This is a genomic window from Bacteroides sp. AM16-24 (genome assembly GCF_003471885.1).
Taxonomy (GTDB): Bacteria; Bacteroidota; Bacteroidia; order Bacteroidales; family Bacteroidaceae; genus Bacteroides.
In genome coordinates this window covers 64,705-83,177 of record NZ_QRKI01000001.1, presented here as the reverse complement: position 1 = coordinate 83,177, position 18,473 = coordinate 64,705, and the positions used below count along the sequence as shown (strand labels likewise).

12 protein-coding genes are annotated in these 18,473 nt (G+C 42.8%); 6 read left to right on the top strand and 6 right to left on the bottom strand.

What is annotated here, in order from left to right:
- Positions 1-159: 159 nt before the first annotated feature.
- The 3 genes from DW182_RS00300 to DW182_RS00290 are packed head-to-tail and all read left to right on the top strand — an operon-like array spanning position 160 to position 5,332.
- Entirely contained in the window at positions 160-4,179 is a 4,020-nt protein-coding gene (locus DW182_RS00300) for a response regulator (protein WP_118294291.1), read from the top strand.
- A gap of 4 nt (positions 4,180-4,183) precedes the next feature.
- Entirely contained in the window at positions 4,184-4,732 is a 549-nt protein-coding gene (locus tag DW182_RS00295; RefSeq protein ID WP_117691450.1) for a chromate transporter, read from the top strand.
- A gap of 48 nt (positions 4,733-4,780) precedes the next feature.
- Entirely contained in the window at positions 4,781-5,332 is a 552-nt protein-coding gene (locus DW182_RS00290) for a chromate transporter (protein WP_118294290.1), read from the top strand.
- A 12-nt stretch (positions 5,333-5,344) separates the two neighbouring features.
- On the opposite strand, the gene DW182_RS00285 is transcribed toward DW182_RS00290, so the two are convergent.
- Positions 5,345-6,853, bottom strand: a complete 1,509-nt coding sequence (locus tag DW182_RS00285) for a glycoside hydrolase family 10 protein (protein WP_118294289.1) — start codon at positions 6,851-6,853, stop codon at positions 5,345-5,347.
- A 33-nt stretch (positions 6,854-6,886) separates the two neighbouring features.
- Positions 6,887-8,821, bottom strand: a complete 1,935-nt coding sequence (locus tag DW182_RS00280; RefSeq protein ID WP_118294522.1) for a sensor histidine kinase KdpD — start codon at positions 8,819-8,821, stop codon at positions 6,887-6,889.
- A 162-nt stretch (positions 8,822-8,983) separates the two neighbouring features.
- Here DW182_RS00280 and uvrA point away from each other — a divergent pair, with 162 nt between their 5' ends.
- Entirely contained in the window at positions 8,984-11,761 is a 2,778-nt protein-coding gene (uvrA, locus tag DW182_RS00275; protein ID WP_118294288.1) for an excinuclease ABC subunit UvrA, read from the top strand.
- 146 nt (positions 11,762-11,907) lie between these two features.
- On the opposite strand, the gene DW182_RS00270 is transcribed toward uvrA, so the two are convergent.
- From DW182_RS00270 to DW182_RS00260, 3 genes are read right to left on the bottom strand one after another with little or no spacing between them, the layout of a single operon-like run.
- On the bottom strand, positions 11,908-12,393 hold the full coding sequence (locus DW182_RS00270) for an outer membrane beta-barrel protein (RefSeq protein WP_021968241.1): 486 nt from the start codon (positions 12,391-12,393) through the stop codon (positions 11,908-11,910).
- Positions 12,394-12,395: 2 nt separating this feature from the next.
- Positions 12,396-12,635 carry a hypothetical protein gene (locus DW182_RS00265; protein ID WP_007664445.1) on the bottom strand — a complete coding sequence of 80 codons (240 nt, stop codon included), beginning with the start codon at positions 12,633-12,635 and terminating at the stop codon, positions 12,396-12,398.
- Positions 12,635-14,065 carry a carbon starvation protein A gene (locus tag DW182_RS00260; RefSeq protein ID WP_117707831.1) on the bottom strand — a complete coding sequence of 477 codons (1,431 nt, stop codon included), beginning with the start codon at positions 14,063-14,065 and terminating at the stop codon, positions 12,635-12,637. The genes DW182_RS00265 and DW182_RS00260 overlap by 1 nt, the downstream gene beginning before the upstream one ends.
- A gap of 140 nt (positions 14,066-14,205) precedes the next feature.
- Between DW182_RS00260 and DW182_RS00255 the strand changes: the two genes are divergently transcribed.
- Positions 14,206-15,693 (top strand): glycoside hydrolase family 10 protein, encoded by a 1,488-nt coding sequence (locus DW182_RS00255; RefSeq protein WP_118294287.1) that lies wholly within the window; start codon positions 14,206-14,208, stop codon positions 15,691-15,693.
- On the opposite strand, the gene DW182_RS00250 is transcribed toward DW182_RS00255, so the two are convergent.
- Complete coding sequence (locus DW182_RS00250) at positions 15,690-16,892, bottom strand: hypothetical protein (protein WP_118294286.1); 1,203 nt, start codon at positions 16,890-16,892, stop codon at positions 15,690-15,692. The two genes, DW182_RS00255 and DW182_RS00250, sit on opposite strands and share 4 nt — an antisense overlap.
- Positions 16,893-17,263: 371 nt before the next feature.
- Here DW182_RS00250 and DW182_RS00245 point away from each other — a divergent pair, with 371 nt between their 5' ends.
- Positions 17,264-18,442: an ATP-binding protein gene (locus DW182_RS00245; RefSeq protein WP_118294285.1), complete on the top strand. Its 1,179-nt coding sequence runs from the start codon at positions 17,264-17,266 to the stop codon at positions 18,440-18,442.
- The last annotated feature ends 31 nt before the right edge of the window (positions 18,443-18,473 follow it).

Sequence of the window (18,473 nt, the reverse complement as noted above, 5' to 3'; positions counted from 1 at the left end):
ACAGGCGCAGGTTATAATATACAACTTGCGCCTGTTTCGTCTAAACAATACGAGGTATCGAACACTATTCTTCTACATTCGTTTTGCTTTTATCAAACAAAATGCATATTTTTGCGTTAATTTCACAAAAGGCCCCAACAACAAACGCCTGTAACTATTATGAGAAAACTCGTCCTTTTCTTTATATTCACATATTTTTCTGCCCTATGCATCGCCCAAACATATAAATATCTCGGCGTAGAAGATGGCTTAAGTAACCGTAGGGTATATGCCATTCAGAAAGGGCCGAAAGGTTATATGTGGTTTCTTACGCATAATGGCATCGACCGTTATGACGGAAAAAACTTCAAGCAATATCGGCTTATAGACAGCGAGATAGAGGTCAATTCTATGTTAAATCTGAGTTGGCTCTATGTCGGCACGGATGGAACACTTTGGGAAATAGGCAAAAAAGGAAGAGTATTCCGCTATGACGCCAAACATGACCGCTTCCAGTTAGTATACAAACTACCGGATGAAGTGGTAAAAGGAAATCCGACTCCTGTAAGCTATGGTTTTATTGACAGTAATAACATTGTATGGCTCTGCAATGAAGAAGCGCTATACCTCTATGATACCAACAGTGAAAAAAACACTGTCATTGAAAACCATATAGGAGAAAGCATTACAGATATTGAGCAAATCGATCCAGAACATTATTTTATCGGTACAGATGTTGGTGTACATCACGCCGAGTTAAAAGACAACGTCCTCAATCTTTCGCCTTGTCACTGGCTGGATAACCTGAAAATGCAAGTTAACGAACTATATTTTCATAAAGAAAGTCGTAAACTATTTATCGGTACCTTCCAAAAAGGTCTTTATTTGTACGACATGAATATCCATCAAACTATCAAGCTCAATGCTGGTTTGGAAGATGTCAGTATTACCCGTATAAAAGCTTTCAACGATAAGGAAATCTTAATAGCCACTGATGGTGCAGGCGTATATAAAATGAATGTGGATACCTACAAGTGCGATCCTTACATCGTAGCAGATTATAACAGCTATAATGCCATGAACGGCAATAGTATCTACGACTTCTACGTTGATGGTGACCGTATCTGGATGGCCAATTACCCTATCGGCATCACGGTACGCAATAATCAATACGCCAGTTATCAATGGATTAAACATTCCATTGGCAACAAGCAATCACTTGTTAATGACCAGGTAAATGCGATCATCGAAGATCACGAGGGTGACTTATGGTTCGCCACCAACAACGGTATCAGCCTGTACTCCACTCAAACTAAGCAATGGCACTCATTCCTCAGTGTATTCGACAGCGGAAATGTTACAAAGAATCATGTTTTCATTTCTTTATGTGAGGTATCACCGGGTATCATTTGGGCGGGCGGGTACAGTTCAGGCATTTATCAAATCAACAAAAAACAAATGAAAGCGGAATTCTTCACTCCCTCTACATTTAGTGACAGTGATATCCGCCCAGACAAATATATACGTTCTATTATGAAAGATTCTGCCGGCAACATCTGGTCCGGCGGCTATTACAATCTAAAACAAATTGATTTTTCACGTAAAAACATACGTACATATCCGGGACTGAACGGCATTACGGACATTATAGAAAAGGACGAGAAACATATGTGGATAGGTACTGCCACAGGTCTGTATTTATTAGATAAAGAGAGCGGTGAATTTCAATATATATCAATGCCGATAGAATCTTTTTATATCAATGCACTTTACCAATCGGACAACGGTTTGCTATATATAGGAACCAGTAATTCCGGACTACTCATTTATGATTATGAGAACAAATCGTTCGAGCACTTTCATAAAGATAATTGCCCTTTGATTTCCAACAATATATATACGATTCTTTCAGATGAAGACCAAAGTATTCTGTTGAGTACTGAAAACAGTCTGACAAGTTACTATCCAAGTGAAAAAGTATTCCATAACTGGACTAAGGAGCAAGGATTGAAAAGTGACCATTTCAATTCTGCATCAGGTGTATTGCGGAAGAATGGAAACTTCATTCTCGGAAGTACGGACGGAGCTATAGAATTTCATAAAGACATGATGATTCCACGAAATTACAAATTTCAAATGATATTCAGCGATTTACGTGTATTCTATCAGACCGTTTACCCTGGTGACGAAGGCTCACCGCTAGAGGTTGACATAGATGAAACCAAAGTATTGAAACTAAAATATAATCAGAATATATTCTCTTTGCGAATATCTTCCATTAACTATGATTACCCGTCTCTGATTTTGTATTCCTGGAAATTGGAAGGCTTTTATGACGGATGGAGCCGTCCTGAAAAAGACTGTTTGATCCGATTCACTAACCTAAGTCCCGGAAAGTACACACTACGGGTACGTGCCATTTCCAGTGAAGACAGGCGAATCGTTCTTGAAGAACGTGACATGGATATTATGATAGAACAACCAATATGGCTCAGCATCTGGGCTTTATTACTTTATGCTCTTGTTATTGCAGCAATTATTACTATAACCTTACGTGTCATTATCTTACGAAAACAACGAAAAACTTCGGATGAAAAGATACGCTTCTTTATCAATACAGCGCACGATATCCGTACTCCGTTGACATTGATCAAAGCTCCTTTGGAAGAACTCAGTGAAAAAGAAGACCTGACACCAGGCGGGCGTAGCAATATGAATACTGCCATACGAAATGTGAATGCCCTGCTGCGTCTTACTACTAACCTAATCAACTTTGAACGCGCAGATACTTATTCCAGTGCTTTGTATGTATCAGAATACGAATTGAGTACATACATGGAAGAAATGATCAATGCTTTCCGAGCTTATGCAGATGTCAAACGTGTCAGCCTGACATACGAAAGCAACTTCCGTTATATGAATGTCTGGCTCGACAAAGATAAAATGGACTCTATTCTGAAGAATTTGATTTCCAATGCTTTGAAATATACACCGGAAGGTGGTAGCGTACATATCTTTGCTGCTGAAACTGAAGATAACTGGAGCGTTGAAGTAAAGGATACGGGTATCGGTATTCCGGCTTCCGAACAAAAAAAACTTTTCAGAATGCATTTCCGGGGTAGTAATGCTATAAACTCAAAGGTTACAGGTAGTGGCATTGGTCTGCTACTGGTATGGAAACTCGTCCGTTTGCATAAAGGTAAAATTAACTTCAACAGCACGGAAGGTAAAGGTTCCTGCATTAAGGTTATATTCCCGAAAAAAGAAAAATATTATCGTAAAGCCGTTCATAGTCCGAAACCGGGAAGTGAAAAAGTAGTCTATACAGAATCGGGGGTGCCTAAGAATATTTCTTTAAGTACTGTTTATGATACAGCCAGACAGAAACAACAGCAGAATGGCGATCTTCCGAAAATCTTAATTGTAGAGGATAATGACGAACTGAGAGAGTATCTGCGCAATACACTGTCGGATGATTATACCATACAAGTATGCAGCGATGGTAAGCAGGCACTCGACATCGTTAAAGAATACATGCCTAACATGATCATTTCGGATATCATGATGCCCGAAATGCGTGGGGATGAATTGTGTCACAAATTAAAGAATGATATTGAAACATCACATATTCCCATCATATTACTAACTGCACTGAATAATGATAGAAATATCATTGAAGGATTGAAAACAGGAGCAGACGAATACATTGTGAAACCATTTAATATTGGTATTCTTCGTGCTACGATAGCTAATATCCTTACTAACCGTTCTTTATTGCGCCATAAATATGCCAATCTGGAACTGAACGATGAAGAGAGTGATACAGCTTGCATCAACTGTTCCACCGACATTGACTGGAAATTCATTTCTACTGTCAAGAAGAGTGTGGAAGACAATATGGATAATAGTTCCTTTACAGTTGATGTGCTATGTAACTTACTGAATATGAGTCGCACCAGTTTTTATAATAAAATAAAGGCTCTGACTGACCAAGCCCCGGCAGATTATATCCGACTGATACGCCTGAAACGTGCCGCCCAGCTACTGAAAGAGCAACAGCACAGTATAACTGAGGTTGCCGAAATGACGGGATTTAGTGATGCGAAGTACTTCCGTGAAGTATTTAAAAAGCATTTCAACGTCAGCCCAAGCCAATATGCGAAACAGAAAGAAGAAGATAATAATGGTAAGATGATATAATAACATGAATATTTACTTCGAGGCATTCGGCCTCTTTTCTAAGATAGGACTCTTTACTATAGGAGGCGGCTATGCTATGGTGCCATTGATAGAAGAAGAGATTGTAGATAAACGGAAATGGATTGCCAAAGACGATTTCATTGACTTACTTGCTATTTCCCAATCAACCCCCGGCATTCTTGCAGTCAACATTTCTATTTTCATCGGATATAAGTTAAGGGGAATTCGCGGAAGTATAGTTACCACTTTAGGTACTATATTACCGTCATTCTTCATAATTCTTGCCATTGCGTTATTCTTCCATAACTTCAAAGACAATGTCATTGTTGAACGTATCTTTAAAGGTATTCGTCCGGCAGTGGTTGCATTGATCGCCGCTCCTACATTCAGTATGGCAAAATCAGCCAAGGTAAACCGATACAATATCTGGATACCCGTCGTATCAGCATTGGTCATCTGGTTACTGGACTTCTCCCCTATTTGGGTAATTATCATTGCCGGTGTGGGAGGATACTTGTACGGACGATTGCACCGTCCGAAAGTTAAGAGTTGAAAGTTGGCTGCGCATCATAAATCATAAATTATAAATCATAATTCTTCCATGCTTTATTTACAGTTATTCTATACATTCTTCAAGATCGGTTTGTTTGGCTTTGGTGGCGGATATGCCATGCTTTCTATGATACAGGGTGAAGTGGTCACCCGCTATGGCTGGTTGACATCACAAGAATTTACGGATATTGTGGCTATCAGTCAAATGACACCCGGACCTATCGGAATCAATTCGGCAACATATGTAGGTTTCACTGCTACTGGAAGTGTATGGGGCTCTATCATCGCTACTCTTGCAGTGGTGTTTCCCTCATTCATATTGATGTTAGCCATCAGCAAATTCTTCCTGAAATATCAGAAGCATCCGGTTGTAGAAGCCGTATTCAGTGGATTGCGTCCGGCAGTGGTCGGATTGCTGGCATCAGCAGCATTGGTATTGATGAACGCAGAAAACTTCAGTTCACCCAAAGAAGATATGTACTCATTTATTATTAGCTGCCTCATTTTCCTGATAGCTTTTATAGGAACCAGGAAATATAAAATCAATCCGATACTAATGATTGTAGTTTGCGGAATAGCAGGGCTTATATTATATCAATAAAAAAGATGAAGCTTATAGCTTCACCTTTTTTGCAACTGTTTTCGATTCATTATGCAGTCGGTCGAGTGCCGTCACCACATAACGATATTTTGTTTTCCCATTCTCATACGGCAATTTATAAAAATTATCGCGCGTAATAGCTACGATATGGGAAGGATCACTGATATCCACTTTCTCTTTTGCACCGAAGCGGTAAATTACATATTGAACAGCACGATTCATTTCATCTTTGTACTTCGGGGCTGTCCAGAACAAAAGATACCCATCTGCTGTCCACACAGGTTTTACCTTACGCACCTTATCAGGTGCTTCATTATCCATGAAATCGAATACCGGCGGTAAAGCAGGATATTTATGATATTCAGCAATCAAAGCATCGCGATATTTCCCGGCATTTTCCACCACTGCGCTGGCAGGCCACTGACAGCTTCCGCCAATTGTCTGATAAGCACGCTGCAATGCCATCTTGCGGGGAAGTTGGTTCATAGAGGGATTTTGCGGATCAGCATTCTGTACTGTATTCATCACTGACTGCCCGATAAACAAAGGACGGTTCTCCGTATGCTTTGCCCACCATTTCACCAATGTTTCATAATCAGCTGCCGGATGGCCAATATGCCAATATATTTGCGGAATGTTATAGTCCACCCAGCCTTCACGAGCCCAAAGAAGCACATCGGCATAAAGGTCATCATAGTTCTGTAATCCATTGGTCTTGCTACCCAGCGGATCACTCTTCTCATTACGATAGATACCGAAAGGAGATACACCAAATTTAACCCAGGGTTTCACCTCGCGTACCGTCTCATGTATTTTCTTTATCAACACATTGACATTGCTGCGCCGCCAGTCTGCTTTATTAGAAAAACCACCACCGTAACGGGCAAAGTTAGCATCATCCGGAAATTCCACTCCTGGTTTAGGATAAGGATAGAAATAATCATCCATATGAATGGCATCCACATCATAGCGGGAAACAATATCCATTACCACCATACAGATATGACGACGGCTTTCCGGTAATGCCGGATCAAAATACAATTGGTCACCATAGGTCACAAACCACTCGGGATGGATATTATAAACATGATTCGGGGCCAATTCATTCTTTAGCGAGGTCTTCACGCGATAGGGATTGATCCACGCATGAAATTCCATGCCTCGCTTATGGCATTCTTCAATCATAAACTCCATAGGATCCCAGTAAGGATTGGGAGCTTTTCCCTGTACACCTGTCAGAAAACGGCTCCACGGTTCCAGTTTGGAGGCATAAAGAGCATCAGCCTCAGGACGTACTTGGAAAATGATTGCATTGATACCTGCCTCTTGTAAAGAATTCAACTGGTCAATCAAGGTTTGTTTTAACTTCTCGGTAGGAATTCCACGAAACTGTCCGTTAACAGCCTGGATCCAAGCTGCGCGAAATTCACGTTTAGGATATCTTTCGGGTTGCGGAGATTGTGCCACCGCAGCTAAAGAAAAGAGCAGAGCGCATACGCACAAAAGAGTTTTTACTTTCATTCTTTATAAATCTGATTAAGGGTTGTTTATTAATTATGCAGGCCATTCTACCACCATACGGGTACCGCCTGTGTAAGATGTATCCAGATAAATTTTGCCATCAACAATGTCCATTACCTGGCGGGCTATGGAAAGTCCCAATCCCGTACCAGGCCTAAAGCTATCTATTTTAAAAAAACGCTCGAAAATAGTATCCTGATATTGCGGATCGATACCTATACCTGTATCCTCTATAATAAAACGAATGATACTATTCGCTTTATCTTCCTCACACAGTAAACGAATGACTCCTTGTTCGGTAAACTTCTCAGCATTGTCCAGCAACAAAGACAGGACACGCTTCATCCAGGCACGCACAGTCAGGATTACAGGATCATCAGGAGATGGAATCCACTGCAATTCCACACCGTCATTTTGTTTGCCTCCAAATTCATCTATACATTCAAGACAGCAAGCGTTGACATCTACAACTTCTTTAGGCATATCTGCCGTCTGAGAGTCCATGTCAGCTATATCAATAATATTATCAATCAATCCCAGCAAATAAGTACTGTTCTTCTCTACCTGACCGGAGTACTCACGAGCATCTTCCACATCCAGCCCTTCCTCGGCAAGCAAAGCAGAAAAGCCCACTACAGAATTAAGCGGTGTACGCAACTCATGCGTAACATGTTGGATGAATGAACTCTTGATGCGGCTCATCTTCTGCAATTCCTTGCGGGCAACATCCAATTTCCGGTTCATAGATAAAGTGCGAACGTAGAGGTAAGTAACCAGCAGAAGTAATATAAATATCAGGCAACCGGCAATAGATACCGTAATAAGCCGTTCACGACTCATTCTTTCACTCAATTCCAATTTTTCCATCTTCAGGCGGTCAACTTCAAACTGGGCAGTGTATTTGTTCAGTTGTTCATCCATTTCTGCCGTACGTACAGAATCATTCAATTGAGAGTATTCTGCAAAAGCACAGCATGCCTCCTTATAGTGACCTACTTGTTCCAGCATAATGGCTTTCTGCCTATAATTTCCAGGGTAATAATTACCGATCGAACGTTGGTAATCAATTAAAGAATCCATATAAACCACAGCATTACTTATATCTCCTAGGATCTGGTTGCACATTATTTTGTAACCGAACCATCCTTCTTGTGAAATGTCTCCTTTATGTTTGACATAATAAGCATTCGTCTCACGAACGTAAGGTTCCGCCGCCTTCGCTCCTTTCACCCCTAAGACAGCAATGACACGAAACTGATAAAAACGCATATATAGCGCTTCTCCTATAGATATTTTTTTCTCTTCTATTGTTTTCCCAAACTGTTCCAAACGATCCAAATAGGGCAAAGCCTCATTATACGACTGACGTGCCAAATAAGTTTGAATGATATTAAGAGAAACGACGTAGGCGTCACGGTAGTATTTTCCTTCCTCAAAATGTTTTAAGGCATTATCATAATATTCAATACAGAGCTTTATATTCTGCCCGAACACACGGTGGTTATAGCCTATACACATCTCCCCGGATGCCATGCCATATTTATCTTTCCTCTGTTCGGCATCTTTACATAGCAATTCTGTCTCTTTCATCGCCTCTTCCTGCATACCCTTTTCAGTCATCCGCTGAATATATTGCCTCCATGCCTGGTAGCGATCCGTATTGCGATGACAACGGTCCGCCCAATCCATATATTCATAAGTCATCAGACGCAGGCTATCCGTATCACCCAACTCATAATAATGATTTGTAATGATGGCATAAGCATCACTGATATTTGCCGTATCTTTCCGTTCTTTTGCCAGCTCCAGAAAGTGCATGCCCAAAGGTAGAAAATTCGGCTTGCCATTAGCTTTCCGCACACTATCGGCAAGTGATTTCAGATCAACAGTCTCTTGTCCTGTAATTGTCTCGACACAAGACAACAAGCATACAAAAATGGCACACAAGCATATCCGAGGGTATCGCATAGGGATGATTCGTTTAAAAATGCGCATAAAAATAGCTCTTTTCCTCCTGGTATATCAGCAACTATTTAAAAGTATAACAAATCTTAACCTGCCAATCATTATACATATTTGAACCGCAGTGATTATCTTTGCAAACTGATATTCACTATAGTGACTCTGATTATGATAAAAAACAACTCCATACTTATCAAAGGCGCACGCGTCAACAACCTGAAAAATATAGACGTAGAAATACCCAGAAACAAACTTGTCGTCATCACCGGGCTATCCGGTTCCGGTAAATCATCCCTGGCATTCGACACGCTATATGCAGAAGGACAACGTCGTTATGTAGAAAGTCTGAGCAGCTATGCCCGCCAGTTCCTGGGACGTATGAGCAAGCCGGAATGTGACTTTATTAAGGGAATTCCGCCAGCTATTGCCATAGAACAGAAGGTGAGTAGTCGCAACCCACGTTCTACCGTCGGTACCTCTACCGAAATTTACGAATACCTACGTTTACTGTATGCACGCATCGGACGAACATTCAGTCCCATCAGCGGAGAGGAAGTAAAAAAACATTCCACAGAAGATATCGTAAACTGTATGTTAGGATATCCGGAAGGAACAAGATACACCGTACTGGCTCCGATATTACTCCGCGAAGACCGAACGATGAAGCAACAATTAGATATCGATATGAAACAAGGTTTCAACCGTCTGGAAGTAAACGGAGAAATGGTTCGTATCGACGAATACGAACCTAAAAAAGAAGATACTGTTTTCTTATTGATAGACCGTATGGTAGCATCTAAAGAGAAAGATGCAATCAGCCGATTAACAGATTCTGCCGAGACAGCCATGTACGAAGGTGACGGTGCTTGCCTGCTGCGATTCTATCAACCTGACGGAACAACCAGCCTATACCGCTTCAGCACTAAATTCGAGGCAGACGGCATTACTTTTGAGGAGCCCAGCGACCAGATGTTTTCTTTCAATTCCCCTATTGGTGCATGTCCTGAGTGTGAGGGCTTCGGCAAAGTAATCGGCATTGATGAACACTTGGTAATACCCAACCGCTCATTATCCGTATACGACGGTGCCGTGGTATGTTGGCGCGGCGAAGTGATGGGCGAATGGAAAGACATGGTAATACGCGGTGCTGAAAAAGCCGGTTTCCCGATCTTCACCCCCTACTTTGAACTTACAAACGAACAACGCCGCATGTTATGGGAAGGCACCCCTTACTTCCAAGGAATCAATGCTTTCTTCAAGATGGTACAGGAAAATCAGTACAAAATACAATACCGTGTGATGTTGGCACGCTATCGTGGAAAAACGCTTTGTCCAAAGTGCCACGGTACCCGTCTGAAGCCCGAAGCCAGCTATGTACGGGTAGGCGGCCGAAATATCTCCGAACTTGTGGACTTGCCGATTACGGAACTGAAAACTTTCTTCGATAATCTTCAACTGGATAAGCATGATACAGATGTTGCCACCCGTATCCTAACAGAAATCAACAATCGCATTCGTTTCCTTCTCGATGTAGGATTGGGATATCTGACACTAAACCGTCTCAGCAATTCGCTTTCCGGTGGTGAGAGTCAGCGTATCAACCTCGCCACTTCATTAGGCAGTAGCCTGGTTGGCTCACTCTACATTCTTGATGAACCAAGTATCGGATTACATAGCCGCGACACAGATAAGCTGATCCATGTATTACGTCAATTACAACAATTGGGTAATACGGTTGTCATCGTGGAGCATGACGAGGAAATCATCCGTGCAGCAGATTACATTATAGATATCGGACCGAAAGCCGGACGTCTGGGCGGGCAAATTGTCTACCAGGGAGATATGAAAGATTTACAACCGAATAGTGATAGTTACACAGTACGTTATCTGCTGGGAGAAGAAGAAATTCCTGTTCCGGAACACCGTCGTCCATGGAATAATTACATAGAACTGACCGGAGCCCGCGAGAATAACCTGAAAGGAGTAGATGTACGTTTTCCGCTAAACGTGATGACCGTAGTAACTGGAGTCAGTGGTTCCGGTAAGAGTACTCTGGTACGTGATATTTTCTTCCGTGCTCTGAAGCGCGAACTGGATGAATGCAGTGAACGTCCGGGTGAATTCGCTTCTATCGGTGGTGACCTGCAAAATCTACGGAACGTAGAATTTGTAGACCAGAACCCCATTGGTAAATCCAGTCGTTCGAATCCCGTGACATATATCAAAGCTTACGATGAAATTCGTAAATTATGGGCAGAACAACCGCTTGCCAAGCAAATGGGATACACCGCTGGTTACTTCTCATTCAACAGTGAAGGCGGACGTTGCGAAGAGTGTAAAGGTGACGGAACCATCACAGTAGAAATGCAATTCATGGCCGACTTGGTTCTGGAATGTGAAACCTGCCACGGCAAACGCTTCAAAGCAGATACATTGGAAGTAAAGTTCCATGATGCCAATATATATGATGTACTGGAAATGACCGTAAACCAGGCCGTGGAGTTTTTCAACAAACACGGACAAAAGAAGATTGTGAAGAAACTTGCTCCACTGCAAGATGTGGGATTGGGATACATCAAACTGGGACAATCTTCCTCCACCCTTTCAGGTGGTGAAAATCAACGTGTGAAACTGGCTTACTACCTCAGTCAGGAGAAAGCAGATCCCACCCTGTTTATCTTTGATGAACCGACCACAGGATTGCACTTCCATGACATCCGTAAATTGCTGGAAGCATTCGATGCTTTAATATTACGTGGACACTCCATTGTAATCATTGAGCACAACATGGATGTTATAAAATGTGCCGACTACGTAATAGACCTTGGACCGGAAGGCGGTGATAAAGGTGGAAATCTGGTAGCTGCAGGTACACCGGAGGAAGTGGCAAAATGTGCAACAAGCTATACAGGACAATTCCTGCAAGAGAAATTACACATGAAATAATTGAAATGAATTTATCTCATGAGACGATTTGTTTTGTCTCGTAAGATGAAAATATTCGTCCCATGAGATAAAAGAAATCGTCCCGTAAGATTATTAACATTATCTCATGGGACGATTTATAAAATCCGCAAAGCGGAAGAAAACTCTTAGAAATAGAAACCGAAACCTACTTTCAGGCCAAATACCGAACGGTCACTATTTACATTCCAATACACAGCCGGCTCAAGTGTCACCGTCCTTGTCAAAAAGAAAGCATAACCAGCCTCCGCTCCAAAAGAAAACTTAGTATCATCGCTTGTACCCCAATCCCAACGATCCACATTGACATCAGCGCCCAGATATATACCAATATTACTGAAATAATAACGGCCACCTACACCAAGGGTATAGACATCTGTATCCGAACCACCATTGTTCCAAGCAGCCCCTGCATGCACCAGCAACGCCACATTATCCAGCAAGAATGCACCACCCTTGGCTTCAATAGCAAAAGAGGTCTTATCCGTATCCGTATTATGCGACAAACCTAACCCGGAAATTGACGGATTTACAATCCACTTTCCTTTTTCAAACTGTGCCTGGGCAGCCACTGTGGCCACAAGCAGACAAACGAATAATACTAATTTTTTCATTGTTACTTATAGTTTTTGGTGTTATTATACTTTTCATCTTCTTCTTTACGTTTCCGCTGCAATTCTTCCTTTTTGCGCAGAACCAGCCAAAGGATAAACACAATGACATAGGACGCTGCAACCGTGACGTATTTCTCCGTATCACTGATGACAGTGTTACGTGGCAGGAAATAGGCTGCCGTAGCACTCACATAAATAAGCAGGGCAATTGTAATACTTGTAGATTTTTTGAATTTCTTCATTACCAAAGTTTTTTAGTCGTTTTGAAATACCAGATATTGAACCAGAATGCGGCTACCACAACAGAAAGAATAGCAATAGTAAGCGCCATCTGAGGTCCTAATCCAAAACCTTCGGGGGCTATGCAGATATAGGTCGTGCAAACAGCCGTCATGAATATAGCCGGGAAATAAGTTACATAAAAGTAATGCCCCTTCTTCTCACGCACCAAATAAACGGTAATCGCCCAAAGAGTGAAAACAGAAAGCGTCTGGTTGGTCCATGCGAAGTAACGCCAAATCATATCAAAACCTTCTTTGTCACGCAGACTGTAAAGCAACAAACCAATAGCAACGAGGAACATCGGAATGCATATATATAAACGGCGTCGCATGGTCTTTTGTTCCATTCCAAGAAAGTCAGCCACAATGAGACGGGCAGAACGGAAAGCAGTGTCACCACTGGTGATAGGTGCAGCAATCACCCCCAATATGGCAAGGAAACCTCCCACCACGCCAAGCCAGTCTTTAGTAATGGCATCCACTACTACAGCCGCATTATTTTCTCCCATTCCATTTTCATGGAAGAAGTAAGTGGCAGCAGCAGCCCATATCAAAGCAACGATGCCTTCGGTAATCATAGCACCATAGAACACAGGCCGGCCATGACGTTCACTCGTCATACAACGTGCCATCAACGGGCTTTGTGTTGCATGGAAACCACTGATAGCGCCACAGGCTATACTTACAAACATAATTGGGAAAATAGGTAATTCGGTAGCATTCGGATTCGTATTTTGCAATCCGTCCCAGAACTCCGGCAAAACAGGGTGTTTCACGTAGAGCATCACCAATATACCCACAGCCATAAAGAGCAGTGCAACAGCAAACAGTGGATAAATCTTACCGATTATCTTATCGACCGGCAACAGAGTCGCAAAAATATAATAGATAAATACAACCACTATCCAGAACGTTACATCCAGCGACTCCGGCGTAAGCTTTGCCAACAGTCCGGCAGGACCGGCTACAAACACAGCCCCCACCAATATCATCAGAAGTACGGTAAAACCACGCATCACTTGCTTGGTAGTCGTACCCAGATATCGACCGATGATTTCCGGCAAACTTTCACCGCCATTACGCAAAGAAAGCATACCCGCCAAATAATCGTGTACAGCACCGGCAAAGATACTGCCAAACACAATCCACAAATAAGATGACACCCCGAATTTAGCCCCCATAATAGCGCCGAAGATGGGTCCTAAACCGGCAATATTAAGAAACTGTATCATGAATATTTTCCAGGTGGGCAAAGGAATATAGTCCACCCCGTCGGTCTTGGTCAGGGCAGGTGTTTTACGATCGTCAGGGCCAAAAATGCGTTCAATGAAACGCCCGTAAAGAAAATAGCCCGCTATCAATGCCAGTAAGCAAAGTGTAAATGTAATCATGGTGCGTTGTTATTCATTACTTTTAATGCACGCAAATGTAACAGTTTCTTTGGAAACTGCACAACTTTCTCGAGTGTTTTACTTATCTTCGCCGCGAAAAATGACAGAAATAAAGAAGTAAAAGAGAATCCAGCCCTATCATGAAACAGTTACTGCTTACCATACTATTTAGCATATTGATTTTGCCCCTCGCTGCGCAATCCATCGGTGAGACGACAAATCGTCCTCCCAAATACGAAGTGCGTGCCGCCTGGGTTACCGCTGTCTATGGTCTGGACTGGCCGCGTACCCGTGCCACCACGCCCGAAGGTATCCGGAAACAAAAAGCAGAACTCGTCGAAATACTGGACCGACTGAAAGATGCCAACTTCAACACCGTACTCTTCCAGACACGGACACGCGGTGATGTACTCTATCGCTCAAAAATAGAGCCTTTCAATTCTATACTAACCGGGAAGACAGGTGGCGACCCGGGATATGACCCGCTGGCTTTTGCCGTAGAGGAATGTCATAAACGCGGTATGGAATGCCATGCCTGGATGGTAGCCATTCCATTGGGCAACCGCAAACATGTTGCCAATCTGGGTAAGACCTCTGTCACCAAACAAAAATCCGCCATTTGTGTACCTTATAAGCGGGAATATTTCCTCAATCCCGGAAACCCGCAAACCAAAGAATACCTGATGAGTCTTGTACGTGAGGTTGTGGGAAAATATGACGTAGATGGTGTCCATTTCGATTATCTGCGTTATCCGGAGAATGCTCCCCGTTTTCCCGACACCTACGATTTCCGGAAGTACGGTAAAGGACGCGACCTTTCCCAATGGCGCAGGGATAATATCACAGAAATCGTCCGTCATCTCTATAAAGGTGTAAAAGCCCTGAAACCCTGGGTAAAGGTCAGTACCTGCCCCGTAGGTAAATACCGTGACACTTCCCGCTATCCTTCTCGCGGCTGGAATGCTTTCCATACCGTCTATCAGGATGCACAAGGTTGGCTGGGCGAAGGGATACAAGATCAGATATATCCCATGATTTATTTCCGTGGTAATCACTTCTACCCTTTTGCCCTCGACTGGCAGGAACAAAGTAACGGACGACAGATTATTCCAGGACTGGGCATTTATTTCCTTGACCCCAGCGAAGGCAACTGGACCTTGGACGCAGTGGAACGCCAAATGTACTTTATCCGCAAACATAAACTGGCAGGCCAGGCTCATTATCGTGTAAAATATCTGATGGATAACACTCAGGGATTGTATGATGCATTGGAAGAAGATTTCTATACCGCTCCAGCCTTGCAGCCTGCCATGCCATGGATAGACAACGTGCCACCTACAACTCCCGGCAATTTAACCGTTACCCGGCAGGCCGATGGCTACATACATTTGAGCTGGCTTCCCGCCACGGACAATGATAAACACAATGTGCCGACTTATGTCATCTATGGTTCGGATACTTATCCCGTAGATACCTCTAACCCGGAAAATATCATAGCCCAGCGTGTACAGGGAACTGAATATACATATGCCCCCATCCGTCTGTGGACGGCAAAGAAATACTTTGCCGTCACAGCTGTGGATCGTTGTGGAAATGAGAGTGAAGCATGCAAACAAGCCTTACACTAATCATTTGTATCGTCCACCCCACTTTTATAACATAGAACATAGGCACGATACTGGCTCTTCGGTGTAACCGGAACTAATGGAAGGTAGCCGGAAACCAAGCGTCCGTTCTCTATAACAGCAGGATATCGTTCCATAGCCAGCTTATGCTCTTCCTGCAGGGCATCATTCGTCGGATAGTAATCAATATTAAAATTACCGTCTGTACCCGGAGCTACAAAATTCTCGCGAAACAGATGTGCCACCACTCCCATATTCATACGCATATTAATCTCCACACAAGGATGAATACGGAAACTTTGTGTTTCCTCATCACGACAAATCATCATGTCTACCCCCAAATAACCCGTATAAACTTCTCCGAATATAACGGTTAATACTTCCTGCAATCTTTCGCGCACCTGTATCAGAGTAACCAAAGGCAGATAATCAGTTATCCACTTTTCTACCCACTCAGCAGTTACCAGCCGATTGCCAAGATAGGCTCCTTTTTCATTAGTCCGGAAAAGCGAATAGCCGGTAAAGAGCACTTTACCGCATCCATCAGAATAGAATTCAAGAGCAAAATCTTCCACCTTATTATATTCCGGCTGCCCGATAACGCCCCCCTGTTCATCCAAAACATGCTGGCACCAACCTGCAATAGAGTCGGTAAATGTACCTCTACACCAGTTCAACCCTTTACCGCTACTTGACCAGGGTGCTTTCAAGACTGTACGTTTATACTCCTCTACAAATTCCCGGCAAGCAGAGAGATCGTTCAGATAGCGGGCAGAACCACAACAATCCTCAATGCCATAGAAGAAGTCGAGCATCGTCATAGCCCACGCGCGAGAGGAAAACACACGAAGTATCCCCAGTTCTTCGGTCGTAAAAAGTTTATGTTCTGCAATCCCCCCTTTTAACATGCGTCTGCGAAAAGCAAGATTCCAGCCCCATGGCATAATCTGAGATTCCGCATAATCAGGAAGTTCAGGTTCGGTTACCAACTGCACGGGAAGGGTAAACATACGCTTCATCATTTGCAGATAATCTGCATTATAAGCCGATGGAGCAAGTACTGCACTGCCAGGTTGAGCATACCATATAGGTAATAAAGCAAGATCCTGAGCCATCCGGCGAACAGAAGCGGGAGCTATATAATTTTCCTCATTATTAGCAAGCGCCATGTCTGTGTCCGGGTTAAATACGTAGATTTTCATACAATTACTGTTTTTTACCCAGACGGAATTAGAGGCTGTCAGCATCCTGTCAGAGCCGTATCAAAGAGGGTTCAACCCCCTATTTGCTCCATACCATCCCCGGATAAAGGTACCTCTAACCGAATTTGCTACGGAGTTGGTACGGACCAGATGCTACCCAACCCCGGTCCTGGTCTCTATTCAGGCACGGGGAAGAAGCCATTAATTCCGCCAACGGGTTTCTTTATTATTTAAGGTCACAAAATTACAGAGAAAAACAAGGCAAAACAAATTTATAAACTTCACTAACAAAAAAGATATTTTGCCATCTCTACTTTGCAATTCTATAAAAAAGACGTATATTTGTCGCCCGATAAACCGAATTTAACAGCATGGAAGCATTCTACCGCACACACGCCTATCTTGTTGAGCATACCAATGCCCCTGTTCGTCGTGACCTCATGGATGAGATCAACTGGAACGACCGCCTCATCGGTATTAAAGGAACGCGTGGTGTAGGAAAAACCACGTTTCTGTTGCAATACGCTAAAGAGAAATTCGGCACTGACCGTTCCTGCCTCTTTATCAATATGAACAATTTCTACTTTTCCAACTTCAGTATCGTTGATTTCGCTTACGAATTTCAACGCCGTGGTGGAAAAGTATTATTGATAGATCAAGTGTTTAAACACCCTGACTGGAGTCGGGAGTTGCGTATGTGCTACGACCGTTTCCCAAATCTCAAAATCGTATTCACCGGTTCGTCCGTGATGCGACTGAAAGAGGAAAACCTGGAACTACGTGATATAGTGAAGAGTTATAACCTGCGTGGTTTCTCTTTTCGTGAATATCTGAACCTGCAAACAGGTATGAAGTTTCGTGCTTATACCCTGGAAGAGATTCTGAGCAACCACGAACAGATTGCCAAAGGTATCCTTTCTAAAGTGCGCCCGTTAGACTACTTGCAGGATTACCTGCACCACGGTTTCTATCCTTTCTTTCTGGAAAAACGCAATTTTTCGGAGAATCTGCTGAAGACCATGAATATGATGGTAGAAGTAGACATACTGCTTGTCAAGCAAATCGAACTGAAATATCTTCCGAAAATAAAGAAACTGCTTTATATGCTGGCAGTAGACGGTCCGAAAGCACCGAATGTAAGCCAGTTGGCAAACGATATACAGACATCCCGTGCCACGGTGATGAACTACATTAAATATCTGGCAGATGCACGCCTCATCAATATGGTATATCCGAAGGGAGAAGAATTCCCTAAGAAGCCATCGAAGATTATGATGCATAACTCCAACCTGATGTACTCCATCTACCCCGTGAAAGTGGAAGAACTGGATGTACTGGACACTTTCCTCGCAAACACCTTGTGGAAGGATCACAAAGTGAACAAAGGTGACAAGAATATGTCGTTCCTGGTGGACGATGTGATGCCTTTCAAGATTTGTCCGGAAGGAATGAAGATTAAGAACAATCCCGGCGTCACCTACGCCCTGCACAAAGCGGAAATAGGAAGAGGAAATCAGATTCCACTCTGGATGTTCGGCTTTTTATATTGAGATTTATTCACTTAATAATAATTCAATTTAG